This is a genomic window from Lysinibacillus sp. PWR01, assembly GCF_043359455.1.
GTDB classification, from domain to species: domain Bacteria; phylum Bacillota; class Bacilli; order Bacillales_A; family Planococcaceae; genus Lysinibacillus; species Lysinibacillus fusiformis_F.
On sequence record NZ_JBHERJ010000098.1, the window covers coordinates 1 to 26,935 of the forward strand.

The 26,935-nt window shown below is 37.4% G+C and carries 27 protein-coding genes and 8 tRNA genes; 4 read left to right on the top strand and 31 right to left on the bottom strand.

All coding sequences use genetic code 11. From position 1 onward, the window contains the following. Positions 1 to 136 precede the first annotated feature (136 nt). The 20 genes from ACEVFT_RS23390 to acpS all read right to left on the bottom strand — a co-directional run bounded on the left by ACEVFT_RS23390 (position 137) and on the right by acpS (position 10,977). Positions 137 to 210: transfer RNA gene (locus tag ACEVFT_RS23390), tRNA-Gly, on the bottom strand. 17 nt (positions 211 to 227) lie between these two features. Continuing rightward, positions 228 to 304, bottom strand: a tRNA-Arg gene (locus ACEVFT_RS23395). Between the two features lie 18 nt (positions 305 to 322). After that, positions 323 to 408, bottom strand: a tRNA-Leu gene (locus ACEVFT_RS23400). Between the two features lie 66 nt (positions 409 to 474). Next, positions 475 to 547 (bottom strand) — tRNA-Lys (locus ACEVFT_RS23405). Between the two features lie 15 nt (positions 548 to 562). Further along, positions 563 to 637 (bottom strand) — tRNA-Gln (locus ACEVFT_RS23410). 5 nt (positions 638 to 642) lie between these two features. Next, positions 643 to 718: transfer RNA gene (locus ACEVFT_RS23415), tRNA-Asp, on the bottom strand. Between the two features lie 31 nt (positions 719 to 749). Then, positions 750 to 821: transfer RNA gene (locus tag ACEVFT_RS23420), tRNA-Glu, on the bottom strand. A gap of 1 nt (position 822) precedes the next feature. Continuing rightward, positions 823 to 899: transfer RNA gene (locus ACEVFT_RS23425), tRNA-Asn, on the bottom strand. 91 nt (positions 900 to 990) lie between these two features. Then, positions 991 to 1,452, bottom strand: coding sequence for a SprT family protein (locus tag ACEVFT_RS23430; protein WP_205445887.1), 462 nt, complete (start codon positions 1,450 to 1,452; stop codon positions 991 to 993). A gap of 67 nt (positions 1,453 to 1,519) precedes the next feature. Continuing rightward, positions 1,520 to 3,691, bottom strand: coding sequence for a Tex family protein (locus tag ACEVFT_RS23435; RefSeq protein ID WP_393951488.1), 2,172 nt, complete (start codon positions 3,689 to 3,691; stop codon positions 1,520 to 1,522). Between the two features lie 125 nt (positions 3,692 to 3,816). After that, entirely contained in the window at positions 3,817 to 4,602 is a 786-nt protein-coding gene (gene sigB, locus ACEVFT_RS23440) for an RNA polymerase sigma factor SigB (protein ID WP_205445888.1), read from the bottom strand. Further along, positions 4,580 to 5,050 (bottom strand): anti-sigma B factor RsbW, encoded by a 471-nt coding sequence (gene rsbW / locus ACEVFT_RS23445; protein ID WP_016993413.1) that lies wholly within the window; start codon positions 5,048 to 5,050, stop codon positions 4,580 to 4,582. Before rsbW ends, sigB begins: the two co-directional genes overlap by 23 nt. Further along, positions 5,050 to 5,382 (bottom strand): STAS domain-containing protein, encoded by a 333-nt coding sequence (locus ACEVFT_RS23450; RefSeq protein ID WP_004232057.1) that lies wholly within the window; start codon positions 5,380 to 5,382, stop codon positions 5,050 to 5,052. Before ACEVFT_RS23450 ends, rsbW begins: the two co-directional genes overlap by 1 nt. Before the next feature lie 63 nt (positions 5,383 to 5,445). After that, the gene (locus ACEVFT_RS23455; protein ID WP_243456405.1) at positions 5,446 to 6,396 is read right to left on the bottom strand and encodes a PP2C family protein-serine/threonine phosphatase; all 951 of its coding nucleotides are present in this window, start codon (positions 6,394 to 6,396) and stop codon (positions 5,446 to 5,448) included. Between the two features lie 57 nt (positions 6,397 to 6,453). Further along, positions 6,454 to 6,855 carry an anti-sigma regulatory factor gene (locus ACEVFT_RS23460; RefSeq protein WP_205445890.1) on the bottom strand — a complete coding sequence of 134 codons (402 nt, stop codon included), beginning with the start codon at positions 6,853 to 6,855 and terminating at the stop codon, positions 6,454 to 6,456. Positions 6,856 to 7,218: 363 nt separating this feature from the next. Then, the gene (locus ACEVFT_RS23465; RefSeq protein WP_004232054.1) at positions 7,219 to 7,569 is read right to left on the bottom strand and encodes a type II toxin-antitoxin system PemK/MazF family toxin; all 351 of its coding nucleotides are present in this window, start codon (positions 7,567 to 7,569) and stop codon (positions 7,219 to 7,221) included. Between the two features lie 4 nt (positions 7,570 to 7,573). Further along, complete coding sequence (locus tag ACEVFT_RS23470; RefSeq protein ID WP_175400769.1) at positions 7,574 to 7,861, bottom strand: hypothetical protein; 288 nt, start codon at positions 7,859 to 7,861, stop codon at positions 7,574 to 7,576. 277 nt (positions 7,862 to 8,138) lie between these two features. After that, positions 8,139 to 9,260 (bottom strand): alanine racemase, encoded by a 1,122-nt coding sequence (gene alr / locus ACEVFT_RS23475; protein WP_393951489.1) that lies wholly within the window; start codon positions 9,258 to 9,260, stop codon positions 8,139 to 8,141. Positions 9,261 to 9,440: 180 nt separating this feature from the next. Continuing rightward, positions 9,441 to 10,499: a LolA family protein gene (locus ACEVFT_RS23480; RefSeq protein ID WP_205445892.1), complete on the bottom strand. Its 1,059-nt coding sequence runs from the start codon at positions 10,497 to 10,499 to the stop codon at positions 9,441 to 9,443. A gap of 124 nt (positions 10,500 to 10,623) precedes the next feature. Next, positions 10,624 to 10,977, bottom strand: a complete 354-nt coding sequence (gene acpS, locus ACEVFT_RS23485) for a holo-ACP synthase (RefSeq protein ID WP_205445893.1) — start codon at positions 10,975 to 10,977, stop codon at positions 10,624 to 10,626. Positions 10,978 to 11,041: 64 nt separating this feature from the next. Between acpS and ACEVFT_RS23490 the strand changes: the two genes are divergently transcribed. Then, positions 11,042 to 11,665: a rhomboid family intramembrane serine protease gene (locus ACEVFT_RS23490; RefSeq protein ID WP_393951490.1), complete on the top strand. Its 624-nt coding sequence runs from the start codon at positions 11,042 to 11,044 to the stop codon at positions 11,663 to 11,665. Between the two features lie 60 nt (positions 11,666 to 11,725). Here ACEVFT_RS23490 and ACEVFT_RS23495 read toward each other — a convergent pair whose 3' ends face one another. From ACEVFT_RS23495 to ACEVFT_RS23530, 8 genes are all read right to left on the bottom strand, one after another. Then, positions 11,726 to 12,301 carry a GNAT family N-acetyltransferase gene (locus tag ACEVFT_RS23495; RefSeq protein WP_393951491.1) on the bottom strand — a complete coding sequence of 192 codons (576 nt, stop codon included), beginning with the start codon at positions 12,299 to 12,301 and terminating at the stop codon, positions 11,726 to 11,728. 108 nt (positions 12,302 to 12,409) lie between these two features. Beyond that, on the bottom strand, positions 12,410 to 13,879 hold the full coding sequence (locus ACEVFT_RS23500; RefSeq protein WP_393951492.1) for a PH domain-containing protein: 1,470 nt from the start codon (positions 13,877 to 13,879) through the stop codon (positions 12,410 to 12,412). Next, the gene (locus tag ACEVFT_RS23505; protein ID WP_342441802.1) at positions 13,872 to 14,351 is read right to left on the bottom strand and encodes a PH domain-containing protein; all 480 of its coding nucleotides are present in this window, start codon (positions 14,349 to 14,351) and stop codon (positions 13,872 to 13,874) included. Before ACEVFT_RS23505 ends, ACEVFT_RS23500 begins: the two co-directional genes overlap by 8 nt. Positions 14,352 to 14,488: 137 nt before the next feature. Beyond that, positions 14,489 to 16,012 (bottom strand): degradosome RNA helicase CshA, encoded by a 1,524-nt coding sequence (gene cshA / locus ACEVFT_RS23510; RefSeq protein ID WP_205445897.1) that lies wholly within the window; start codon positions 16,010 to 16,012, stop codon positions 14,489 to 14,491. 351 nt (positions 16,013 to 16,363) lie between these two features. Next, on the bottom strand, positions 16,364 to 17,056 hold the full coding sequence (locus tag ACEVFT_RS23515) for an alpha/beta hydrolase (protein ID WP_342441803.1): 693 nt from the start codon (positions 17,054 to 17,056) through the stop codon (positions 16,364 to 16,366). Positions 17,057 to 17,132: 76 nt separating this feature from the next. Then, entirely contained in the window at positions 17,133 to 18,500 is a 1,368-nt protein-coding gene (locus ACEVFT_RS23520; protein ID WP_393951493.1) for a UDP-N-acetylmuramoyl-tripeptide--D-alanyl-D-alanine ligase, read from the bottom strand. 11 nt (positions 18,501 to 18,511) lie between these two features. Beyond that, the gene (locus ACEVFT_RS23525) at positions 18,512 to 19,591 is read right to left on the bottom strand and encodes a D-alanine--D-alanine ligase (protein ID WP_393951494.1); all 1,080 of its coding nucleotides are present in this window, start codon (positions 19,589 to 19,591) and stop codon (positions 18,512 to 18,514) included. Positions 19,592 to 19,836: 245 nt separating this feature from the next. Then, positions 19,837 to 20,589 carry a hypothetical protein gene (locus ACEVFT_RS23530; protein WP_205445901.1) on the bottom strand — a complete coding sequence of 251 codons (753 nt, stop codon included), beginning with the start codon at positions 20,587 to 20,589 and terminating at the stop codon, positions 19,837 to 19,839. A gap of 352 nt (positions 20,590 to 20,941) precedes the next feature. On the opposite strand from ACEVFT_RS23530, the gene ACEVFT_RS23535 reads away from it, so the two are divergent. Further along, positions 20,942 to 22,129, top strand: a complete 1,188-nt coding sequence (locus tag ACEVFT_RS23535) for an FtsW/RodA/SpoVE family cell cycle protein (RefSeq protein ID WP_205445902.1) — start codon at positions 20,942 to 20,944, stop codon at positions 22,127 to 22,129. Between the two features lie 57 nt (positions 22,130 to 22,186). Here the strand turns inward: ACEVFT_RS23535 and ACEVFT_RS23540 are convergent, their stop codons facing one another. After that, positions 22,187 to 22,324, bottom strand: a complete 138-nt coding sequence (locus ACEVFT_RS23540) for an Lmo0850 family protein (protein WP_004232019.1) — start codon at positions 22,322 to 22,324, stop codon at positions 22,187 to 22,189. A gap of 365 nt (positions 22,325 to 22,689) precedes the next feature. Between ACEVFT_RS23540 and ACEVFT_RS23545 the strand changes: the two genes are divergently transcribed. Further along, positions 22,690 to 23,856 carry an MFS transporter gene (locus ACEVFT_RS23545; RefSeq protein ID WP_393951495.1) on the top strand — a complete coding sequence of 389 codons (1,167 nt, stop codon included), beginning with the start codon at positions 22,690 to 22,692 and terminating at the stop codon, positions 23,854 to 23,856. Between the two features lie 342 nt (positions 23,857 to 24,198). After that, the gene (cls, locus tag ACEVFT_RS23550; protein ID WP_342534811.1) at positions 24,199 to 25,656 is read left to right on the top strand and encodes a cardiolipin synthase; all 1,458 of its coding nucleotides are present in this window, start codon (positions 24,199 to 24,201) and stop codon (positions 25,654 to 25,656) included. A 52-nt stretch (positions 25,657 to 25,708) separates the two neighbouring features. Here cls and ACEVFT_RS23555 read toward each other — a convergent pair whose 3' ends face one another. Further along, positions 25,709 to 26,488 carry a M15 family metallopeptidase gene (locus ACEVFT_RS23555; RefSeq protein ID WP_342441807.1) on the bottom strand — a complete coding sequence of 260 codons (780 nt, stop codon included), beginning with the start codon at positions 26,486 to 26,488 and terminating at the stop codon, positions 25,709 to 25,711. 154 nt (positions 26,489 to 26,642) lie between these two features. Then, positions 26,643 to 26,891, bottom strand: a complete 249-nt coding sequence (locus ACEVFT_RS23560; protein ID WP_393951496.1) for a hypothetical protein — start codon at positions 26,889 to 26,891, stop codon at positions 26,643 to 26,645. Between the last annotated feature and the right edge of the window lie 44 nt (positions 26,892 to 26,935).

The window sequence follows — 26,935 nt, forward strand, 5'->3', positions numbered from 1 at the left end:
TTCACTCGCCGAAGCTAGTTACTTAAAACTTTATTGATTACGTTTTGCTTGTTCAGTTTTCAAGGTTCATGCCGTTGTCCGTTCAGACAACTACTTTAGTCTATCATACCAACCAATCGGTTGTCAACACTTTTTTTGGAGCGGGTGATGAGAATCGAACTCACGACATCAGCTTGGAAGGCTGAGGTTTTACCATTAAACTACACCCGCATATATTTTTTTAAAAATGGCGCGCCCGGCAGGAGTCGAACCCACAACCTTCTGATCCGTAGTCAGACGCTCTATCCAATTGAGCTACGGGCGCTTATGAAATTAATTGACTTGGTGCGGCCGAGAGGACTTGAACCTCCACGGGGTTGCCCCCACTAGGCCCTCAACCTAGCGCGTCTGCCGTTCCGCCACGACCGCATTCGATTAGTAACTTTCTCATTATACTATGATAATTCGAAAAGTCAACTCTTTTTCTTAAAGAGATGAGCCATGAAGGACTCGAACCTTCGACCCTCTGATTAAAAGTCAGATGCTCTACCAACTGAGCTAATGGCTCGGATTAAGAAATGAATGGCTGGGGTACTAGGATTCGAACCTAGGCATGACGGAATCAAAATCCGTTGCCTTACCGCTTGGCTATACCCCAATAAGTGGCGGTCCCGACCGGGATCGAACCGGCGATCTCCTGCGTGACAGGCAGGCATGTTAACCGCTACACCACGGGACCAAAATGTTATTTACATTAAATTATGAAAAAATGACCCCTACGGGATTCGAACCCGTGTTACCGCCGTGAAAGGGCGGTGTCTTAACCACTTGACCAAGGGGCCATGGCTCCGAAGGCAGGACTCGAACCTGCGACAACCTGATTAACAGTCAGGTGCTACTACCAACTGAGCTACTTCGGAATAATTTATGTTATGTTGTCGCCGTTATCTTGTCGACTTTTACTATTATAGGGACAACTCAATAAAACGTCAACTATTTTTTAAAGTTTTTTTATTCCACTAATTTTAATTTCCCCAAACACTTACTACAGCAATACTTTTCAACATTCATTTTAATTTTCCGTACATATAATTGGTGGCAATTGACACACGTATATGTATAGCGTCGTCGGTGTTTTTCAACTGTAGTTTTAGGGGATTGTAAAACTGAGCAAAATCGGGGGGCATCTACTTTCCTTAACAATTCTCGAAAATCTTTATCTCGATGCTGATACCCTTTACCTTCAATATGTAGATGATAATGGCATAATTCGTGGAGAACAATACCATGAATCTCTTCCAAACCGTATAATTCATAGGCTTTAGGATTAACCTCAATATTATGAGATTGTAAAAGATATCGTCCTCCTGTTGAGCGTAATCTTGCATTAAAGTAGGCTTGATGCAGAAAAGGTTTCTGAAAGCTTTCCAAAGATAAGCGACGAACAAGCTCTTGTAATTCTAGATTGTCCAAAGTAATCACCTCTAACAACAAGAATACCACACTGCGTAGTATAGACAGTGTGGTAAAAATTTATTACTCAATCTAATGTTTGATTTTTAGGTGGAAGCATCGTTAAAGAGATACGTCCTTTCGTTACATCTATTTGCTCTACCCAGACGGTTACAATATCCCCAAGCGCCACAACTTCTAATGGATGTTTAATACGTTTATTTTGTAGTTTAGAAATATGCACAAGTCCATCTTGCTTCACGCCAATATCAACAAATGCACCGAAATCGACTACATTTCTTACTGTGCCCTGCAATTCCATACCTACTTTTAAATCTTCCATTTTTAATACATCCGTTTTAAGCAATGGTTGTGGGAAAGCATCACGTGGGTCACGACTTGGTTTCATTAAAGTATCCACGATATCTTGAATTGTCACAACTCCTACCCCAAGCACATCACTTAACTTTTGGATATTTAGGGCTGCAATAGCTTCCTCTGCATTCTGAGTCCCTAACTCTTTCTTATCTATCTGTGCCTCTGCTAATATTTGCTCAGCAAGGTTATAGCTCTCAGGATGAATACCTGTAGCATCAAACGAATTTTTTGCTTCAGGGACACGCAAGAAACCAATAGCTTGTTCATACGTTTTAGCACCTAACCTTGGAATCTTCTTTAATTGCACACGCGTAGTAAATTGACCATTTTCCTCTCGCATCTTCACGATATTCTCTGCAACAGTTTTTGATAGACCAGAAACGTATTGTAAGAGTGATGAAGAAGCAGTGTTTACATCAACACCAACTTGGTTAACAGCCGTTTCTACTATAAAAGTTAGCGATTCATTTAACTTTTTTTGAGAAACATCATGCTGATATTGACCTACTCCCACCGCTTTTGGTTCAATTTTCACTAACTCTGATAAAGGATCCTGTAAGCGACGTGCAATGGAGATAGCACTACGTTGCTCAACCTGTAAATCAGGAAATTCTGCACGTGCAATATCAGACGCTGAATAAACAGACGCCCCCGCTTCGTTGACAATCACGTAAGCTGTGTCAGTAGTAAGCTCGTTTAATACATCCGCGATAAATTGTTCTGTTTCACGGGATGCTGTACCATTCCCAATAGCAATTATACTTATTGGATACTTTGCCAAAATTCCTTTCACAGTAGCTTTCGATTTTGCCACATCTGGTTTAGGTGGATGTGGGTAAATAGCTGTAACCTCAAGCATTTTTCCCGTTTCATCTACAACCGCTAGCTTACAACCTGTACGGTAAGCTGGGTCAACCCCCAATACATATTTACCTTTCATAGGTGGCTGTAGTAATAGGTTACGTAAATTTTCAGAGAAAATATGAATAGCCTGTGTCTCCGCTTTTTCTGTAAGCTCGTTTCGTAATTCCCTTTCAATTGAAGGCTGAATCAAACGCTTGTATGAATCCTCGATTGCTAGTTTAACTTCTGCAATAGCAGGGGATGAACCAGTTGCAGGTATCCATTCTTTCCACATAATCATTAATACTCGGTCCACTGGAACATGAATCGACACCTTTAAAATTTCTTCTTTTTCCCCTCGATTTATCGCTAAAATACGATGCGGCACAATGCGACTAACAGGCTCTTCATATTCGTAATACATTTCAAAAACATTTTTTTCATCGATTTCTGTATTTTTCACAGACGTTACAAGGATGCCATCCTTCCATGAATAAGCACGAATTTTTTCACGGATAGAGGCATCGTCAGCAAAACGTTCTGCTAAAATATCTCGAGCTCCCATTAGCGCTTCTTCCGTATTAGCAACCTGTTCATTGTCCACAAAACCAATTGCTAATTGCTCTAATGAATCTTTACTAAATGCTAATAGAAGATCTGCAAGAGGTTCTAATCCTTTCTCTTTTGCAATCGTCGCCTTTGTACGTCGTTTTTGCTTATAAGGTCTATATAAATCCTCAACACGTTGCAAGATTGTTGCAGAAAGAATAGCCTGCTCTAATTCTGGTGTAAGCTTTTCTTGCTCTTGGATTAACCGTATAACTTCTTCTTTTCGTTGTTCAAGTTGCTGTATGTAGTGATAACGATCTTCTACAGCTTTAATTTGTACCTCATCGAGTGATCCTGTAACCTCTTTTCGATAGCGCGCAATAAATGGTACCGTATTTCCCTCTTCTAATAATTTGATAACAGCATCTACTTGCCCTGGTTTGACTGCTACGTCTTTTGCAATGAGCTGTAACATTTGCTTTTGCTCCACATCATCACTACCTTTTTCTTTTCATTTTACCATTACACTTTACTAAAAATGCAAAAAAATAGTCTACTCAGACGAATATGAGTAGACTATGTTCATTCATTTTAAAGGTAAACACCCACGAAAGTTTAGAGCGAAACACTGCCACTTGCTAGAATAGCCTCTTGTAATTTCTTTATTGCTTTCCTTTGTATCCTAGATACATGCATTTGAGAAATCCCTAATCGTTCTCCAGCTTCTTTTTGACTAAGTTGCTCTAGATATGTAAGCTGAATAATTTGTTTTTCCCTCTCATTCAACACGACCAATGCATCTGAAACAATCATTCGTTTATTGGTTATTTCATAGCCATCGTCTTCTCTGCCCAAAATATCGAATAACGTGACTGTACTACCATCTGAGTCTGACTCTATCGAATGGTCCATAGAAAGCGCTTGATAACTACGGCTCATTTCCATAGCTTCTAGTACCTCTTCCTCTGCTACTTCTAATCGTTCAGCAATATCTTTAATGGATGGAGAACGCTGCAATTCAATTGTCAGCGCCTCCACCGTTGATTTAATTCTCGGCCCAAGTTCCTTTATTCGTCTAGGCACATGAACATCCCATGTTTTATCACGTAAAAAACGTTTGATTTCCCCAACAATTGTTGGCACGGCAAATGCTTCAAAACTACGACCAACATTCGGATCAAAACGTCTTATTGCACCTAACAATCCCAGCATCCCTACTTGAACAATATCATCATAATAAGATTTACCATTCGAATATTTACGAGCTATAGATTCAACTAGATATCGATAATGAATCACTAAATTGGTTTGTGCTTCATCATCCTCCGTTGACTGGTACAATTCAATCCACTTTAGTACATCTTCTTTGGATGAAGATTTATGTAGTGATTCTTTCGACATTTTTCTCCACCTGCTCCCTAGTGACATACTTTGTCATGAAGACAGTTACGCCACCATCGTTATTAATCATCACCTCATCCATCAAAGTTTCCATTAAATAAAGTCCCAAACCACCTTCTCTTAGCCCTGCAATACTTTCTTCAGGATGATACGGCCCAATCTTAGACTTAATCTCTTCAAAATTAAAACTATTGCCGTAATCTGCAATCATCATTTCCATTTTATTGTCATACAGCGCACACCCGATGACAATTTCACCTTCTTCTTCGTCTTTATAAGCATGGTGAACAACATTTGTTACAGCCTCACTTGCTGCAATTTTTAAATCTTCAATATCATCATAATTAAAGCCAATCCTACTCGCTAAGCCCGAGACAGTTAATCGAATGACACTGACAAATTGCGGTTTAGCAGGAACTCTAATTTCAATATAGTCAAATTCCTTCATTATCTTAATTCCACCTTTTTATCAGTTTCGATATCCATCAAATCACTAAGACCAGTAATTTCAAATAATCTTTGTAACCTATTCGACAAACCAACAAGCTTTACTTTACCATTTTCACGTAATGCTCTTTTATAGAAGGCGACAAAAATCCCAAGACCTGTACTATCCATGTAATTTACCTTTGATAAATCCAGTTCAATTTCTAATCCTTCTGTAATCTTTACCGCTTCTAATTCCTCTCGTAATCCTGAAGCAGTGAAAGTATCGATTTCACCCTCAACAAAGCCAAATAATTTATGATCAATTTCTTTAAAATGTATCGTTACGTCCATATAGCACACCTCCACCATATTTGTTAGACTATTTTCTCTACCCTGTTCAATTAAAAGTTAAACCTATTTTTTTAAAATAACTACAGTAAAATCATCAGATAGTTTAAAATTTTGCACTCTCTCTATTTCCTTATAAAGAAGCTGGCACAATTGTTGGGCGGTTAAATGTCTATTTTCTTTTATTAAAGTTGTGATTACCTCTCGCGAATTTAAGTCATCCTGCACTCTAAATTCTGTCACACCATCGGTCATCATAATAATTAAATCATTTTCTTCTAAAACAATTTCATGAAAGGTATATTTTGTTTCAGGCAATACACCCAGTAGTAAACCTTTAGCCTCTAAGGTAAAGAATTGATCAGCCTTTGCACTATAATGTAAAGCTGGTTCATGGCCAGCCGAGGCATATGAAAAGATGTTTTGCTCTACATCTAAGCATCCATAAAACATCGAAACAAACATACTGTCATCTACACCTTTTTCTATTACCCTATTGATGACTTCTAAAACATATGAAGGATCTTTATATGCATATACCAATGTTTCCAGTCCATATTTCACCATCGACATACATAGAGCAGCAGGAACTCCTTTTCCGACAACATCAGTCACAGCCACACTTAAATATTCTTCTCCATCATGAAAAAAATGTACATAATCGCCGTTCATTTTTCGAATAGGAACTGAAATCATACCTATATCAATATGTTGCATATCCGGCACATAAGTTTTCAACAAAGTTTTTTGAATGTTTGTCGCTATTTTCATTTCCATCTCATATTCAGCTTGCTTTTGAAGTAAACTTTGATGCTCTCTATGTGCCATCCCATAATGCACCATTACTTCAATCAGAAAATCATAGGCAGGCTGTGATTCATTCATTTGATGAGGGAATATTTGTTCAACAGCATTTTTATGAATGCTAACAACATCCTCAGGAGAGATATTTTTTTGAATTAACTGACGTGTGAAATTTTGAGCGATATATAAATTTCTTTCAGTTTGGTTGACCATGTAATCGGCTAATATTTTTTTATACTGAGCTTCTAATTGTTTCAGTTTCTTCACGTCCTAACGCAACCATTTTTCCGCTCTTATTGTTGTACCCACTCCACTTACAGATTGAATATCTAAACTGTCCATCAATCGTTTAACACCTGGCAAACCAGCCCCTAGCCCCCCAGAGGTGGAATAACCATCCTCCATTACTTTACGAACATCTTTAATACCAGGCCCTTGATCTGTTGCAACAACAACTATTTTCTTTTCGGAATCTGTCTCAATCCTTTCAATTTCAATGACTCCTATACTTGCATATAAATATATATTTCGTGCTAATTCACTAATTGCCGTGGTGATGCGGGCTTGATCAACAGTGCCAAATCCAAGTGCTTTTGCTTCATTGCGCCCCAGTTGTCTAGCTGCAACAATATCCCATTCTGTAATAATTTCAACCGAAGACTTATGTGTCACTGCTGTCCCTCCATTTCCTTTGGAGTTATACTCTTACACTTTTGTTCGACCTGCTTGTCATAATTAAAAATAAATTATTCGCCTCTATTAATGGAATATTCTATGTAAATATTCATATACCTTTTAAGAATTTTTTCAAAAATCTATTTTTAATAAAAATCTTGAGTATATCTTAAAGCTTTTTGTAACTTTTATCAATTAGCCTTGGCATAATTACCTCTGACAGTTCAGCCTTCATTGCGAAAATAATTTATTGCACAAGATATATAGTAAATTCAAATTATGGTAAAGACGTTTCAAGGACATAAGACAAAAAAAGCATCGAGATTATAATATCTCGATGCTTCTATACATATATGTATATCAAAATTTTACCAGACCTAAACTAATCATCAGCGCACCATCAACTTTTTCCATCACAGCATGATCAAGTTGCGTAATACGATCTGTCAATCTTGACTTATCTATTGTCCGCACTTGTTCTAGCAAAATAACCGAATCACGTTCAAAACCATACTTTTCAGCATTGATTTCAACGTGTGTCGGTAGCTTTGCCTTTTGAATCTGTGCAGTGATAGCTGCGATGATGACAGTCGGACTAAATCGATTGCCAATATCATTTTGAATAATCAGCACCGGCCTAGTGCCTCCTTGTTCAGAACCTATTACCGGTGATAAGTCTGCAAAAAAAACGTCACCACGTTTTACATTCAAAGTGTCATCCCCCGCTAACGAGACGCTCCACCATATGTTGTGCTTCATACTCTGCATGCAAGCATTCGCTCGCAATCATTAAATTAATATGAGACATTTCAACATATCCTTTAATCATAGCTTCCCGTATTTGATTTGGTTGCTCCTGCATTAAATTTTTGCGCGCCAAAATACGCACAAAAGATTCACCTTCAATTACTTCCTTTGTTTGTAGAAATAGTCTGTCTTGAACAGCAATTGTAGCTTCTCTTAACTTTTTCTCGTACACAGCAAGCACCTCCAACGGAACCATACACTTTTCATTACTTCCCATTCTATCATTGAAAGATATTGTTGAAAAGACATGAAATGACAATATATCTGACAATTTGAAGTACAAATTGTAAAAATATGTTGGTTGTCGAAGGTATATGCTGAATATTTATTATTGCAATGCGTTTCTAAATATGAGCCTTTACAACGTTTTGGAAAAGAAATAAGTTCTCCAGTGCTAATTTATTTACCAAATTTAACTTGGAACATTGCTCATGACATTACATTGAAATTTGACTAATTCTAATGAAAGACAACTAAAGATATATTCTAGGAACTCTTGTTGTGATAATGCATGGTATTTCATAATTAATTGTTTCGAGCTTTGTTGCCCACTCATTGATGGGAATCCTATTCTTTTCTTGTTGACCAATGAGTGTTACCTTCACACCTATATCATATGCTTTTGGTAGGGCAACCATACATTGGTCCATACAAATTCGTCCAACAATCGGCATTCTTTGTCCATCAATTAAAACCTCTTGTCCACCTAATTTGCGAATTACACCATCCGCATAGCCAATCGGAATCGTTCCTATCCACATATCTGTGGGAGCAACATACGTAGCTCCATAGCCAACTGAATCACCTGATTTTATTTGCTTCACATGAACAAGTTCACTTTCTAGCGAGAACGCTGGTAATAATGGAAAAGGTAAGATGCTTTCCACATATGGAGAAGGTGCTAATCCATACATAGAAATCCCAAATCTAACAGCATCATATTGTAAATGTGGATCTTTTACTAATGAGGCTGCTGTATTGGATGCATGAACAAGTCTCGGCTTATTAGGTATTACGGATAAACATTTCTCAAAAAATTGAACTTGTTGATCAAAATGCATCGTATCCTCTTCATCAGCTGTAGCAAAGTGTGTAAATATTCCATCCAACTCAACATTTTTTGCAGACTGTATTGTTTGGTACAGTTCTAATAATTCTTGCTCTGAGCGAATACCTATTCTACCCATTCCGCTATCTATTTTTATATGAAGTCGTAATGGAAGTACTTCATCCACTAAAAGAGAAGCAGCTTGCTGAATCCAATCACCGGCAAACGCCGTAAGTATAATACGTTGCTGCGCTGCATAAGGAGCAAACGAAACTGGAGATGCACCTAATATTAATATGTCTGGTTCTTCAAAATGTGCTCGAATATGTAATGCTTCATCGGGCGTTGCCACTGCAAGTACTGTGGCACCAGCTTCAAGAGCTGCCCGTGCAACGGCTACATCTCCATGACCATATGCATTTGCTTTTACTACAGCGATAATTTGAACATGAGGTCGTAAAAATTCTTTTAAATTTTTAACATTTTGTTGGATTGCTTGTAAGTCTATTATTGCTTTGGTTGGTCGAAAATACTGCTGTGTCTCCATAAGAATACCCTCTTTATTTTTAATTAAAACATTATGTAGGACATACATGTATGTTTTAGTATGTCGATTTAGCTTGTACACACAAAGTTTTAGCCTTTGCCTGAGCCTATACTTTATAGGTTCATTTATATTATCAATAAGCTACAGCCTCCGTATTCCAGAAAGCTGTAGCCAGAAAAGTTACTTCATACTACTTATCGTCATAGATGTAGCAACTTCAATCATTTCTTCACGCGTTAATTTACTTGAAGCTACAAAGAATTCAACACCATCTTTTTCCCAACTAATTGATGTATCTGTAATAGCACCAATCGTAAAGCCTAAATCAACTGGATCTCCAGGTGACGATACAGGTAACATTGAGTTTTCCTTCATTACTGGTTGCTGCATAACGGTAAATGCCTTTTCACCATCGAATGTTAAGATAACACGTTCCATTCCACTTTCCTGCACAACTTTTTCATTAGCTAATTGTGCCCAATTTACGACAGGATAATGTGTTTGGAATTCTTGATATTCAACTTCTGCACCAACTGCTTCCTTGTCCTCATTTTCTTCTTGCCCCTCTTTGTCAGAAGGTGTAGCTTGTTCACCTTTCGTGTTATCTTTATCAGTGAATTGCTCAACTGCATACTCTTTTGCAGCATGTTGCACACCTAGTTTAATTTTCTTAAATGTGATTTTAATTTGCTCTTCTTTCACATCATTCATAATAACTACTGAGGTTGGCAATAAAGTTTTCTTATCTACTGTTATAACTTGATGTGGCATACTGTTCTTATAGCTATTTCTAGTAGCCGCTTCAAATATATATGCTTTTTCTTCTTCTTTCATGACAAGATTTTTATCTTCTGCTAAATCTTCTGCTAGTGCTCCAATTAAGTAGGCTTGGCTATTTTTCTTTGGCCAATCACTTTGGAATTTATACATTTTGTTTAATGTCGGAGTTACGACAAAAACGCCATCAGCATTACGTACAATCATTTGAGAAACATCTTTCCCACTTTCGACTACTTCTACTCGATAGAAATCAGGTTTTGTGTGCCATACTGTTACATCATAATTTCTTGGTTCCCCACCAGATTTAATTTCCATTGTTGCATTTAATTCATAACCATTCGTCTCTGCCCATTTACCATTCACTTTCTTCAACACTTTTTCCTGTGAGGCTGCACCACATGCCGACAGAAGTAATATCGTACAAAGTAAGACGAGCCATTTAACTATACGGTTGCCCACGCTTTCACCCTTTCTTCTTTCAAATCCACTACGACAATATATGAACCGTATTTGTCAGTTATGTCATTTGAAGAAAGAGCAATATATTTAAATTTACATGCAACCCTTTTAGACAAGTTAAGTATTATTCTAATAAGATTACTTGAGCAGCTGCATAGTGCTTAGAGTGCGTAATACTAACAAATCCATTGACAAGTTCATCCTTAAAATATAAAACAGGATTTCCAGCCTCTCCTCTTAATACTTCCATATCATGCAGCTTACATTGTTCCCCAAGCCCAGTTCCCAGAGCTTTTGAAAATGCTTCTTTAGCAGCAAATCGCCCAGCTAAAAATTCTATTTTACGAGTTTCTGAATAACCGTCAAATATTTTTCTTTCTCTTGCCGTTAAAATGCGGTCTTTAAATTTATCTGTTCGTTTCATAGCCTTTTCAATACGATCCATTTCTACAATATCGAGACCAATTCCCTTAATCATGTGACCTTCTCCTTTACCTATTTCCAACAAGGCATGTATAATAATTGTAAATTGAGGTGGAGCCATGTTTAGTAGAACGGAAAATTTTAACCAATATACAAAGTATTACCCTATTGTTTCAACGTTAATAGCCATAAATCTAATTCTTTATGTATTGTCTCTCATACCCGGCATAGGAACACTCTTGTGGAATTACGGAATTCAAGCAAATTTCCTTGTTCAAAGTGGTGAATGGTGGCGTGTATTTTCTGCCATGTTTTTACATGCAGGTTTTTTGCATATGTTTTTTAATATGTTTTCCTTATATCTCTTTGGACCAGAGTTAGAAAAAATCGCAGGTAAAGCACGCTTTATTACAATTTATTTAGTATCAGGTATTGTAGGCAACATGGCAACCTATATATTCTATGATAGTAGTTATGCGAGTCTTGGTGCAAGTGGGGCTATTTTTGGCATTTTTGGTGCATTTGGGGCATTAGTTTACTATACGCGACGTACAATGCCCATGCTTCGTAAGCTCATTTTACCAATCATCGTCATCAGTGTCATTATGACCTTTCTCCAACCAAATGTGAATGTCTTTGCTCATTTAGGCGGTTTAGTAACCGGATTTATCCTTGGACTTGTCTATTTACATCCAAAAAGAATTTTAAGTTGGCGCAAACAAAAGATGGCTGGTAGACCATAACATTAAAAAGAGGAGCTGCTCACCTATAGAGCAGCTCCTCTTTCCTTACAAGGACCTCCATTATAAAACCACTGTAGCTTCATTTGACATCTTTATTTTTTTCCATTCAGTTGCTGTTAAACCATAAACAACCTGATCTACGTAGTGATCATATAGCCACTCAGCATCCCTTAAACGCCCTTCTTCATGAAAGCCCAATACCTTTGGGATTGTACGACTACGAATATTTCCAACTGCAACACGCACTTCTATACGATTTAACTTTAAATAATGAAAGGCAAAATCAATCAATGCTTTCATGGAATTCGTAACGAGCCCCTTTCCTACAAATTCATTCCCTAGCCAGTAGCCAATACTTGTCCATTTATGTTGCCAGTTGATTTGGTGATAACCAATAACACCCGCAAGCTTTCCATCATAGTAAATCCCTACTTGTATGCCATTGTGATCAGCATATTGTTGCATAGCATTTTTTACGAATTGCTCAGTATCCTTTACTGTTTTGACATCATCTACAAAGGGCAACCATTCACGTAATGTATCCCTCGAACGGTCGGTTAAAGCAAACAACTCATCTACATCACTTAAATCCAGAAGCTTTAAATAAGCGCTTTCATTAATGTCATATTTAAACAATGTCTCCACCCCTTCTGTTCTATTTACTATATTATAAACAGCATTCCTATTTTTTTATAGTTAAAAAAGCTAATCCTTCCATAAAATTGAAAGGATTAGCTTTTTAGTTCATGAATGTTCATACCACGTTAAGATTGTTTCTGCATCTCGTTGCTCTAAACTAGATACACTTCCCGTAGTGCCAGTTGCTCCTGACATGACGGTTGCTTTTATAGACATAACATTCTTTCTTTTTTGAAAGTACGATTGTGTACTTTCAATAGATTGAATGCGTTTTTTCTCCATGATTAATGTAATTCGACTAAAAACTCGATACTGCATGGCTAGTTGCTTCCCATCAATTTGATAGCCTGCAGTTTTATGCTGCCAAATACCAAGCAAAATCGTTAATGGAATTAACAGCAATGACAATAGCCCGTATGGGTAAAAGAAATAACTACATGCACCAATAATCGGAACTAGCCAGATAAAATCAATTCGATAGAAAAATGGTCTTGCCCTTTTTGGTGAGCGAATAAATGTAGGATGCCAATTCATATCTGGGAAAAGCTGTTCTAATGTTTGCATACAATCTGGCTTCTTAATGAGTGGAAATAGCGTAATTTTTTTATCATTTCCATCTTCACCGTTGCCTCCAGCACTTTCCACGACCACTGTAGCAAAGCCTGTTAACTGACGCAATGGATTTTCCACAATACGAATTGCCTGAATTCGATTCAACGGCAAAGTAATACGCTTTTTCTCTAATAGACCCTTTGTGATAATCAGTTTGTCTTCTTCAATGCGGACTGTATAGTCATAATAATTAATGAGTGTGATGATCACCGATACAATCCAAGCCACAATTAAAACCACCATCACCGTTAACGCCACTAAAAATGCTCCGATTTTCACAAAATCAGCTAACTCATGAAATACCGTTTCATAAGGAATAATATCGGAAAATTGTGAAGCAACAGCTACAAGACCTGATAGCACGACACCAATTCCCCCGGATGTTGTTGCCAATACCAGCAAATCACGCATAGACATATGGTAAATCATTGGGGTTGATACGGCTTCCTCTATTACTTGTGCTTGATCTTGTTGTTGAACCGCTTCACTTTTAGCATGACGCATTTCTAATTCAATAACATCTGCCGCTGCTTTGCGAATGGCTGTCAGCTCAACCTCAGGTTTTCCGCCCTTACTACCAGCCGTCTCCACCTGAACTTTCACTAAACCAAAAATACGATGAAAAACACCTTCATTGTAATTTAAACTTTGAATACGTTCAAAAGGGATATAACGTTTCTTTTTAACAAATAATCCATATGTTACACGCAACTCCCCATCTTCAAACCAGTATACAAATGTCCGCCATTTTATGATTCCCCCAATGAGTGCAAGAAGTGCTGCAACTCCCCATACACCGAAAAGTAAAATAGTCTCAAAAAAATGCTCACTACGAAAATTTAAAGAAAAATTAAAGCCGTTACTTATGATAATAATGGCAATTGGTAATATCATACTTTTCAATGCTTTTACACTCGTTATAATTGCAGACACTGGGTGTAAACGATTAATTTCCTTAGACATCATCTTCCGCCACCCTTGCTAAATCAGAGATACGAGCACGCAGTACGTCTGCTTCGTCCATAACAAGTGCAGGAATGGTATGTACAGTTGCTGCTGTTGAAATAGAAATATTACCTAAATCGTATTTTTTTAATATCGGCCCTTGTGTCGTATCAACATGCTGAACACGCACCATTGGTATTAATGTGCGTTTCACTACAAATAGACCATGTTGTACTTCAATTTCATGCTCACGTACCTCATAACGCCATCTTTCCCATCTTATTTTCGGGAATATAAAAATAGACAGTATCGCACTTAGTACTACAACTGCACCAGCTATGAAGTAAATAAATGACGGCCATTCAAAATAATAAGTACCATAGCTTACCAGCCCCGCTACAATTAATAGCACCAAAGTTTGTATAACACCATATAAACGCCACACAGTTAGCCCTTTACGAGAAATTTGATGAATCGGTTGTGCTCTCATTGTCGTTCCCCCTCTTTCTTCATTAGGTGTATACGGATTCATTCACCTTTTTGTTTCAACTATAGCCGAAAAAAAACCTTACAGCCACCATGACTGTAAGGTTTACTATAAAGATTAAGTGTATTTCGGTTGAAAAATTATCCCTCGTTACGTCTTGGAGAGCGAGTACGACCTTGTCCGCCTTCACGACGTCCGCCTTCACGGCGTCCACCTTCGCGACGGCTACTGCTACTGCGACGTTCTCCACTGCGAGCATTGTCACGACGTCCGCCGCCAAAGCTACGGTTACCACGGCCACGATCACCGCCACCACGGTTATTACTAGAACGTTCACGACGCATTGGTAATGGACGTTCTTCTGTGATTGTTACTGGTGTATCGTCTGGCTCTCTCGTTAATGAACGTAGAGCAGCTGCAACAACATCCACTGCATCATGATTCTCTAGTAATTCTGCTGCAAATGTGCGGTAATCACCTAAATTGTTATTAGCAATAAGACCTTCCAGTGTTTCCACAGCTAAACGTTGTTGACCTTCTAATGCTTCATCAGTTGTTGGTGGGCGAAGAGGTGTCATACGTTTTTTCGTAGTTTCTTCTACAATACGTAAGTAACCCATTTCACGTGGTGTTACAAATGTTACGGCAAGACCTGATTTACCTGCACGACCTGTACGTCCAATACGGTGAACATAAGATTCAGGATCTTGAGGAATATCAAAGTTATAAACGTGTGTCACACCAGAAATATCAAGTCCACGAGCGGCTACATCTGTCGCAACAAGGATATCGATTTTATTTTCTTTAAACTGGCGTAATACTGAGATACGCTTCGCTTGGCTTAAATCACCATGAATACCTTCAGCTAAATAGCCACGAATAGATAGGGCCTGTGCAAGCTCATCTACACGACGTTTTGTACGACCAAAAATAATAGCTAGCTCTGGTTGGTGAACATTTAATAAACGAGATAAAACATCGAATTTTTCACGTTCAGCAGACTTAACAAAATATTGATCAATATTATCAACTGTTAATTCTTTTGCTTTAATTTTCACGATTTCTGGATCACGCATAAATGTTTCTGCAATTTTACGGATTGCTGGTGGCATCGTTGCTGAGAACAGTAATGTTTGACGCTCAGAAGGCACGTTTTCTAAGATTGAATTAATATCATCGATAAAGCCCATGTTTAACATTTCATCTGCTTCATCCAATACTAATGTTTGAACATCTTCTAATTTTAACGTACGACGATTAATATGATCAATAATACGACCTGGCGTACCAACAATGATTTGAGGTCTATTTTTCAGTGCACGAATTTGACGGCCGATTTCTTGACCACCGTATACTGATAATAATTTTACGCGTTTGTCATAGCCAATTTTATATAGCTCTTCTGAAACTTGAATCGCTAACTCACGAGTTGGAGCAATGACTAACGCTTGAATATTTGGGTTTTTTGGATCGATTTTTTCGATTAGTGGAATCCCGAAAGCGGCAGTTTTACCAGTACCTGTTTGTGCTTGACCTAATACATCACGGCCTTCAATCGCAAAACGAATAGTACCTTCTTGGATTGGTGTTGCTTCTTCAAATCCCATACGCTTTACTGAGCGTAATGTAGATTCGCTAATATTTAATTCTGAAAAATTTGTCAAACTTCTCAATCTCCTTTTTTCCTTTTAAGTTGACAAATGGTTACATTTTCAGATGAAGTTGTCGGCAAATTCGAGCCTGTGTAGTGGAACGTTTCCGTTACTTAAAAATTTTCTCTACATGATAGTTCATATAGAGCTCTCTTATATGAAAAGGAAAGCCCGGTCTTTACCGAGCGGTTCGATTCTGTCGTAATTATTAACTTTAGAATAAAACCGTTGTGTTCAAAAAAAAGTACTCTTCAACCAAATATGAAGAGTCTTCGCACAAAATGTATCCATTGCTTACACTAGTCTAACATGGCTTTAATTCCTATGCAACGATAACGCATGAGTCGTAATAATCTGACTACTTTATTCGTTCTTCAAAAACATTAAAACCTGTGGAAACCATTCAGAGCAATCTTCCTCAAAACATATATGATGCTTGCCATTATCAGAAAAATACAAAACTTTGTCTTTTGAGGCTAATTCATCAAAAAGAAATTGTGCCGTGTGATAGGGCACTATCCCATCCAACTTACCTTGCACGATGTATACAGGAATTTGAATATGTTGATAATACGGCGCCACCATCCTTACCAGCTTCATAAATTCTACCGTTGATGCAAGAGGCACATTGTTAAACTTATGATGATATCGTAAATAGAGTTCGTTATTAGTCAAATTATGGTGATATGCTTCAGTAGCTAACATTTTGAAATCATTGACTAGCTGCTTAGGGCTCACATACTTTGCAGCAGCACTCAGTAATACAAGTTTTTTTACTTTATAGCGTTTAGCTAAGTATAGTGCTATGATTCCTCCCATTGAAAAACCGACAACGATTACCTCGTCAACTTTTTTTACTAATGATCGGAAGGCTAACTCTGCATCCATTAACCAATGCTTTGCCTTAAAACCACTCATATGCAATTCTTCTCCATGCCCAGACAATGTCGGCTCTGCAATGACCCAATCTGTATGTGCACGCAAGTATGTTGTGAATGGCTCTACCTCATAAGGTCCACCTGAAAAACCGTGAATACATAGTACACCTACTGACAACGTCCTCACCTCATTTAACAAAGATAACTCTACATGAATAAATCGGTGAGCGTATATCCCACCGATTTCATTGATACTATGACGTAAATGCCTTTAAGATCGTCTCTAATTTCATACCACGGGAGCCTTTAAGTAAAACAATAGATGCGTCATTCGCTTGTTTTAGCTTGTCAATAATCGCCGTATAATCATCTTCCGCATACAATAAACGTTCTGCCTCAAAGCGCTCTTTTAATACTTGATAAAGATATGCCATCCGAGGGCCAAATAAGCAGATATAATCGATTTCATGCTCATTTATATATTCTGCTAGCCCTTCGTGGAAACTTTGCTCATTTGGTCCAAGCTCCAGCATGTCTCCTAACACAAGCCATTTTTCAGGACGAATTGTAGAGGAAGCCATAAATTGAATGGCAGCTTTTACCGAGGTTGGTGCTGCATTATAGGCATCGTTGATAAACAATGCACCATTCGTTCCTTGCACTTGTTGCATCCTCATATCTGTTAATACCACATGCTCTAAGGATGTACGAATTTGTTCATTGTTTAAACCTAGCTTATGAGAAATTAACATGGCCACAAGTGTATTTTTCACTTGATGCTTGCCAAGCACTGAAATAAAGAAGTCACCCTCTATCATACCGTGTGTAGTGAAGTGACTACCATCCGCATTAGCGTGAATATTTTCTACGTATAAAAGATTATCTGCCTCTAATCCAAACGGCACTGCCTGTAAGTGCTGTTCCTTTGCCACTAATTCCTGAAGCAGAGGTTCATCGCCATCATAGAATAATAGACCATCTGGTTGCATTCCTTGAATAATTTCAAACTTCGCTTTTGCTATACCTGCACGTGACCCTAAATCCTGCATATGGGCCTCACCAATATTTGTGATAACTGTCATATGAGGACGAGCAAGCTTAGTTAAAAATTCAATTTCACCGAATCCACTCATACCCATCTCAAGGACGGCCACATCCGTATCTTCATCAAGCTGTAAGATTGTAATCGGCAGGCCTAATTGATTATTAAAGTTCCCAATCGTTTTTTGTACCTTAAAGAATGGAGCAAGTGTCCCAGCTAAAATATCCTTTGTTGATGTCTTACCATTTGAACCTGTAATGCCAATAAATTTTGCTTTATGTTCATTACGATAGGCTCTAGCCATTTCTTGCAAAGCTAATTCTGGATCATCCACAAATAATAAAGGGTAACCTTCTGGCGGATTGGGCTCATCTTTTTGCCAAAGAGAAGCACCAGCACCTTTCTCAAATGCTTGAATCACAAACTTGTGCCCATTTGTATGCTCACCACGAAATGGTACAAATAGGTCCCCTTGTTGAATCGTTCTTGTATCAATAGAAATTCCTGACACAACCGTGTCACCAAAAGCCGCCATATCCTCATTTAACCATGCAGCTAATTGTTTTAATGTTTTTTTCACAATAATCCCACTCAGTCTTTTTTATAGTGAAGCTGTTGTTTTTCTTCATAGCGTTCTATTGCTAAGGTAATTAAACGGTCGATCAGCTCAGGATAACTCACATTTGTATGCTGCCATAATAATGGATACATACTTACAGGCGTGAAACCTGGCATTGTGTTCACTTCATTAATGTAAACGTTATTTTCAGCTGTTACAAAAAAGTCCGCACGAACTAAGCCGCTGCCATCTATAGCCTTAAATGCGCGCTTTGCCAGTTCCTTTAAGCTCGCAACAGTTTCTACTGGAAGCTCAGCTGGAATAATAAGTGCTGTAGAGCCGTCCTTATATTTAGAATCATAATCATAAAATTCAGTAACTGGTTTAATTTCACCTGGCACTGAAACTTCAGGGTAGTCATTGCCTAACACTGCTAATTCAACTTCACGAGCGACAATTCCTTGCTCAACAACAATTTTACGGTCATATTGCAAAGCAAATTCAATTGCTTTGACTAATTCCTCACGATCTGTTGCTTTGCTAATCCCAACACTCGATCCTAAGTTTGCAGGCTTCACAAACATTGGCCAACTCAAATTGCTTTCACAACGTTCAATGATTACCTGTTGCTCATTCTTCCACTCACTACGAATAAAATACGTATAGGGCACTTGTGGTAACCCTGCAATTTCAAATAATTGCTTCATTACCACTTTATCCATACCAGCAGAGGATGCTAATACACCATTTCCTACATACGGTAAATTCAGAACCTCAAGTAAACCTTGCACCGTTCCATCCTCGCCATTAGTACCATGTAACAATGGGAAAATGACATCGAACTGTACCTCATTGCCATTGTCATCGATCAAAAAATCAGTAATATTATTTTCTAAAATTGTTGTATTATCACCAAATTGTAATTCTTCTATTGCACTTACAGGTTTTTCTAAACGCTCTCCTCGTCGCCATTCCCCGTCAGATGTAATGAAAATCGGATATACTTCATACTCCTCGAAATTCAAAGCTCCAGTGACTGCACGTGCTGTTGATAATGACACTTCGTGCTCCGCTGACTTTCCGCCGTATAATAAACCGATTCTTTTTTTCATTTTTGTGCCCTCCACATACTTCTTGAGTACTATTAGTTTATCATGAAACGTCTTGACAAATGACATAAAAATCTCACCGTATTTTTGACGGTGAGATTTTGCGTGTACATTTCATCAATTATGCCTTGACATTATTACTTCCTGTCATTGAATTGTACAGACACAATTCAATATGCGTAATATCTACCAACGGCCTATCTTCATTTTAGAGAGGTGAATGCTCTTAGACTGTGCTGCAATGAAGATTAAATAATATATATCAATTCATCGTGCTCCGTTTTTAAAATCGTACTTAAGTCATCCCAAACTTCATCGGGAAAAGAATATTCAGACAAATTACGAACTTCTATTCCATACGCTGCCTTTGGTTTTTCAATCCGATACAAAGATAGTAATGCTCCATCTTTCGCAAAGGATCGGTAAGAACGTAAAAAATCTGGAGATACAGCAGGAATACTCGATTTTACTTTTCGACGCCAAAAACCAGTGCTCCGTTCCTTTTCACGAATTAAACTATTAAATACATTGGCAACCAATAAATCCGAATCACTTAAATGACGAAAATAAACTTTCGTCATTTTCTCTAAATCTGAAGAATAATAGACGAATCTATTTTGTAATTTGTTAAAAAATGCTGACGTAATCGGTTCTTTTTTATGACTTATGTAAAGCAATTCTCCTTGTTCCATCGGTGTTAGATGATCTAGCCTCTTCTCGTCCATAAAATCAATCCAGCATAATTCTTTTGATTCAGCTGATTTTTTCACAAAACGAGGAACATCTTCTTCCAATACATATTCAAATTGTGTATGCATATTAAAAGAACCGTCTTCATAGGAATGTTTTAATAACAGTAAGTGATGCAGTGGTTCAAGTGCAGCCACAAATTGCGAGAATTTTAACCCGCTAAAAATGACAAATTTATCGACATCATTCATATGAACATAAATATGATACATAAAATCATCAGCTGACTTTAATTTTTTAGCCACAACCATCACCCCACTCTTCACTACATTATAAGTCTAAACATGAATTTTTTGAAACATTTTATGTTAATTGTCGTCACTACTATATACGCAGGCATAAAAGTGTTTTTTGCGTTATAATTAGGAATGTTAAACATGCATTTGCATATAAATTTTAGATTACTCAATGAGTTCAAGTATTTGCTTAAAATTCCATTGACAATATTCAAAGCAAATTGCAAGCTTATCAATAGATATGAGCTATTCTTACACCACTGTTGGATGATAATTTGCTTTCTTCTTTGACCAATTATAAACGAAATAGGAAGAATCGCATCACATTTACTCATATTGAGATACTATTTTAATTTAGGTGGCTTTTATGGAAAATAAACGAAATTTCGCAAATCGTTTTGACTGGACCCTTGCTTTTATTCTCTTCACTTTTCTAGTCATTAGTTTGTTAGCTATTGCATCTGCCCAAACATCAGGTCAGTATGGCATTAACTACGTACCAAAGCAAATGCAATGGTATGTGATTGGTGCAGTAATTATTGGTATCGTCATGTTTTTTGAGCCAGATCAATATAAAAAAATGTCATGGTATATGTATGGAGCAGGGATTGCCTTACTGGTACTGCTTATTTTTATGCCTGAAGGAGAAGGTCAAATCGGTGCACCTGTAAATGGTGCTAAAAGCTGGTATCATACGCCGATTGGGAATATTCAGCCTTCTGAGTTTATGAAAACTTTTTACATTTTAGCACTAGCACGATTAATTAGTAAGCACCATGAAGTTTATTCATTAAGGTCTATTAAAACAGACTTTTTGCTACTAGGTAAAATCGCAATCACTTTAATTGTACCTTTGGCTATCATTTTGAAGCAGCCTGACCTAGGTTCAGCTCTTGTATTCTTTGCCATTACTGCTGCTCTTATTATCGTAGCAGGAATTTCTTGGAAAATAATTCTACCGACATTTTTAGGTGGCATGGTAGCAGGTGGCGCACTACTGTGGATGGCACTCTATATGCAAGATTTCCTAGAGAAAACATTTGGTTTTAAGGCGTATCAATTTGCGCGTATTTATTCATGGCTAGATCCCTATTCCTATTCATCTAGTGATGGCTATCACTTAATTACTTCTTTAAATGCGATTGGATCAGGTGAAATTTTTGGTAAGGGTTTCCGAAATCGAGAGGTATATGTAGCTGAGAACCACACCGATTTCATTTTTACCGTAATAGGTGAAGAATGGGGCTTTATTGGCGCTAGTATTGTTATTTGTATTTTCTTCTTATTAATTTATCATCTAACAAAGACAACACTCTTATTGAAAGATCCCTTCTCGACCTATGTTTGTGCTGGGATTATCGCCATGATTACTTTCCACGTTTTCGAAAATATAGGAATGACTATTCAATTATTACCTATCACAGGTATTCCACTTCCGTTCATTAGCTACGGAGGAAGTTCTCTAATGGGAAATGCCTTAGCCATTGGACTGGTCTTTAGTATGCGATTCCATTATCGAACGTATATGTTTACAACACATGATGAAGATGAATAAATATAGAAAAAAGGAAGTCTCTATGTGCGAGACTTCCCTTTTTCTATTGGAAACGAGTTAAGCTTGAACTTGCGGAGTTTGCGTTGGTGGTGTGAGCACTTTTAAAAGTTCTAGTCGAGACTTTGTTACAGTGGCTGTTACACCCAACTTAGATAAATTCGAAACAATCTTTTTCAAATCTACTTCTTTTGTCATACATTCCACCTCAATCTTTCCTCGATTTTATATAACGTTTTATTTACGAAAAAGTTTCATTTTTCTACGCGTATGATGTCTGACAAATTTATCATACCATTTAACTTACCTTTAAAATTTTTCAATTTTGTTACATTGTAAATTTTTCACACCCATCTAACTTTACCACCAAACATATTTAAATTACCCAAAATGGCTACATATTATTCACTGATTAGAACATATGTTTAAAAAATCTTAAAACGCTTTATTTCTTTACTGAATAATTCCTCTTAATCCAAGCTTCTCCTTCCCTATTCTTGTAATCGCAAGAACAAGAAGGTTAGAATATACATATTGAAATATGTATGAAAGCAGGGAACTGTATGAAAAAGGCTATTTTATTATTGATGTCTGTTCAATTCCTCGTTTATCTAGGGTTCGGCATTATTATTCCCGTCTTACCAGAGGTAATTGTGCAGCAAAACTGGAATGATCTCCACGTAGGTGGTTTACTGACCGTATATTCACTTGCAAGTTTTTTCACAGCACCATTTTGGGGTATGCTATCAGATAAGGTAGGGCGTAAACAACTGATCCTAACAGGTCTAGTTGGCTTTAGCCTTAGTTTTGTTATTTTTTCATTATTTATAGATAATCTAGCTATATTGTATGTGTCACGTATAATTGGTGGTTTATTTTCTGGAGCATTATATACTGCAGTAACAGGATTTATTGCTGATATGTCCAGTGAAGAGGATCGCAATAAATATATGGGCTTTATGGGCATGTCCATTGGTCTTGGTTTTATTTTTGGTCCAGCAATCGGTGGGATGTTAGGTCATTATAGCTTGCAATTACCATTTATTGCATCCGCCTCATTAATTGCACTATTATTTATTTATGCGAGTTTCGTCCTAAAAGAACCTGAAAAACGAAAAGATTCAAATAAACGTGCTATCGTGCCAAAAGGTGCTGGAACCATGCTACAATACCGCGTGCGCTATCTATTTATGTTTTCATTTTTAGTAACGTTTATGCTAGCGGGCGTTGAGGCTACATTCCAACTATTTCAAATCGAAAAAATTCACATTACACCATTACAAATTGGTTACTTATTCATGTTTAGTGGCTTTGTTGATGCTGCCATTCAAGGCGGGGTCGTTCGACGCATAAAAAATGGCCGTGAGACGACATGGCTAATCAGTGCACAAATTGTAACTGCTATCGGCATGCTTTTATTCACATTGACAGCTAATCTTTTTATCGCTGGGCTTGCCCTTTGTGTCTTTACAGCAGGTAATGCAATTGCAAGAACATGCGTAGTATCACTCTCCTCTAAAGAATCTGGAGGACAATATGGAACTGCCGCAGGGCTGTCCTATTCAATGGATAACTTAGGACGTATTCTTGGCCCATTATTTTTCACATGGTTATTTACCGTACAAGCAAGTCTCGGTTATTATATTTCGGCAGCGATAGCCCTCCTTTCTATAAGTCTGATTTATATATATAAGGCATCCAGTAAATCATTGCGTCATGAAAATATATAACATGTTGCACTTTATTGCTTTCAGGAGGCATAAGCGAAAATCGGAGAGATGTTACTTTCAACTGCGTTCACAGAAAATAAATTTCCTGTGAACCCTAACTTCCCAATTATCAAACATTTAATATAGGGCCTTATGTGTTGGGGCAATTTTCGTTAGCCGAGAAAAGCTTCTTCTCTGATATTTTATTTCAATGAGAAATTACTAATTAAACCATCGGATTATCTCTGATATGTCTAAGGGATAATCCTTTTCCATGCTATCTAGCCATTTCATATCTTCTTTCCTCATTTGAAGTAGGCTATACTAAGTATGTTGTTAACAATAGTAAAGGCAGGTGTAGGAATGAGCATTTTTACAGATATAGAATATTTAGTTCCTTTAACTTTGTTTTTTAATATTTTATTAGCCTTGACCATCATTTTCTTAGAACGTAAAGATGCTACCTCTACATGGGCATGGATTCTCGTATTATTTTTCCTGCCATTAGCTGGATTTATTTTGTACTTATTACTTGGAAGACAATTACGAAGAAAGCATTTATTCCGTTGGGAAGGACGCAAGGATATTGGGATTGATAATCTCATCAACTATCAGATGGATGCTATTCGTGATGAGACATTTGAGTTTCGCATTGCCAATGCAGAAAATTATCAAGAGATGATTTATATGCACCTCAGAACAAACAATGCGGTTTTAACGCAGGACAACCATCTGGATATTTTTGATGATGGCGCCGATAAGTTTGAACAACTCCTTAAAGACATTGAAGCAGCTAAAGATCATATCCACATTCAGTATTATATTTTCCGACTTGATGACTTAGGTACACGTATCGTCAATGCATTGATAAAAAAAGCAAAGCAAGGCGTTAAGGTACGTCTTCTCTATGATGAAATGGGTTCACGTAATGTAAAAAGGCGCCATTTTAAAGAATTGCTGCATGCTGGTGGTGAAGTAGAAGTTTTCTTCCCATCCATTTTGCCACTTCTTAATCCTCGTTTAAATTTTAGAAATCACCGAAAAATCGTTGTCATTGACGGCCGAATTGGCTATATAGGTGGATTTAACGTCGGTGATGAATATTTAGGATTACAAAAAAAGTTTGGTTATTGGAGAGATACACACTTACGTATTGAAGGTAGTGCTGTACATCCATTACAAACACGCTTTTTACTCGATTGGAACCAAGCTAGTGCTCAACAAAAAATGGGGTACTCCGATCGCTATTTCCCTGCCATTCCGAAGAAGGGTGACGTTGGTTTGCAGATTGTTTCAAGTGGACCAGATTCAGACTGGGAGCAAATAAAGATCGGTTACTTAAAGCTGATTAATATGGCTAAAAAATATATTTATATTCAAACACCTTATTTCATCCCAGATATTAGTTTCTTAGACGCCATTAAAATTGCAACCTTGTCAGGCATTGATGTACGTATTATGATTCCTAACAAGCCTGATCACATGTTTGTTTATTGGGCAACTTATTCTTATGTGGGTCAATTATTACGTGCAGGGGCCAAAGTCTACATTTATGAAAAGGGCTTTATTCATGCGAAAGCTATTATTATTGATGACGAGGCATCCACTGTTGGAACAGCGAATATCGATGTACGAAGTTTCAGTCTAAATTTCGAAGTCAATGCCTTCATATATGATGCCAATATATCGCATCAACTGGCAGAGCTGTTTGAAAAGGATATTTTTGATTGTACGGAATTAACATGGGAAATGTATAAAAACCGTTCAACACTGATTAAATTTAAAGAATCTATTTCCCGTTTATTAACACCCATTTTATAAAAATAAAAAGGAAGAGAGCCTGTTCATAGAAGAACCGCTTCTCTTCCTTTTATTATTTCACGCCTAGATATTCTTCTAACGTAATATTTTTCTTTGTAATGTCTTTTGCAACCTCTTTGCCCACATAACGATAATGCCAAGACTCATACATATAACCTGTTATCTCTTCTTTGTTTTGAGGGAAACGCAAAATAAAACCATACTCTTGTGCATGCGCAAATAGCCATTGCCCTGCTGGGGTTTCGCCAAACTCTTCTGTCAGCCACACGTCTTCTTTTCCACGCTCTCCTATATCAAACGCTAAGCCTGTCTGGTGTTCCGAATAGCCAGGACGAGCACTGTATCGATCTGCTGCCGCCTGCCCATCACGTTTAACATAGTTATCATAAAGTGTTGTTTGATATTCAAAAGAACGGTAACCACTAAATGCAACTAAATCAAATCCTTGCTGCTTGGCAGCCGCTAACATTTGATTTAACGCTTCTCTTGCTTCTGGATTTTCTTCAGGTGCAAAGGTAGAAGGAAGCGGATAAATTTTATTAGCTAGCAGAATACCATTGATATAAGTTGGTTCGGTAGGTAATGTTTGATTTGGAAGATAGCCATTTTCGTCTGGTTGTGGCTCTGGCTTTGCAGGTGTTTCTGTATTGTCTGGTTTCTCTGTTGCTGTAGTATCTTGTTCAGTTGTTTTGTTTGTTTCTGTTGTTTTTGGTTGCTCATCAGCTGCACTATTTGCTTGATTATTCTTATAGTTGTAGACGACAAAAATTGCGACGATTAACGCGATAGATATGAAAGCACCAACGATAAGCGGAAGACGATTGTTTTTCACTATTTATACCCCTTTTAAAATATCAGGTATCTAAAAGGATGATGTTCTTATAGCTTTTCACCTTGAAAATACCTATTTTATTGTATTACTAGTTATACTCTTATTTTAGCACTGTTCACATTTTCAGGTGTAAATTTCCTACCTAAATATTCAATTAATCTGTTAGAACGATGACAAATACGACTATAGACGCAATTGCGAAAAAAATTGCCATATACTGCATCCACTTCGCTTCTTTTACATAGCCTTGCTCTTTAAAGCTTTTCGCTCTAAACCCATTTGATAAGGCAAACATGACCGTCATTGCTAGTACGGCAAAATTAAATTTCCCTAAAATAATAAACACGAGTGCCGCAATACTAAAAATTGCGACAAGAATAGATGATAGCCATTTTCTGTTCATCTTGCTGTCCTCCTAAAAAAATCGAGGCAACAAAGGCGCCTCGA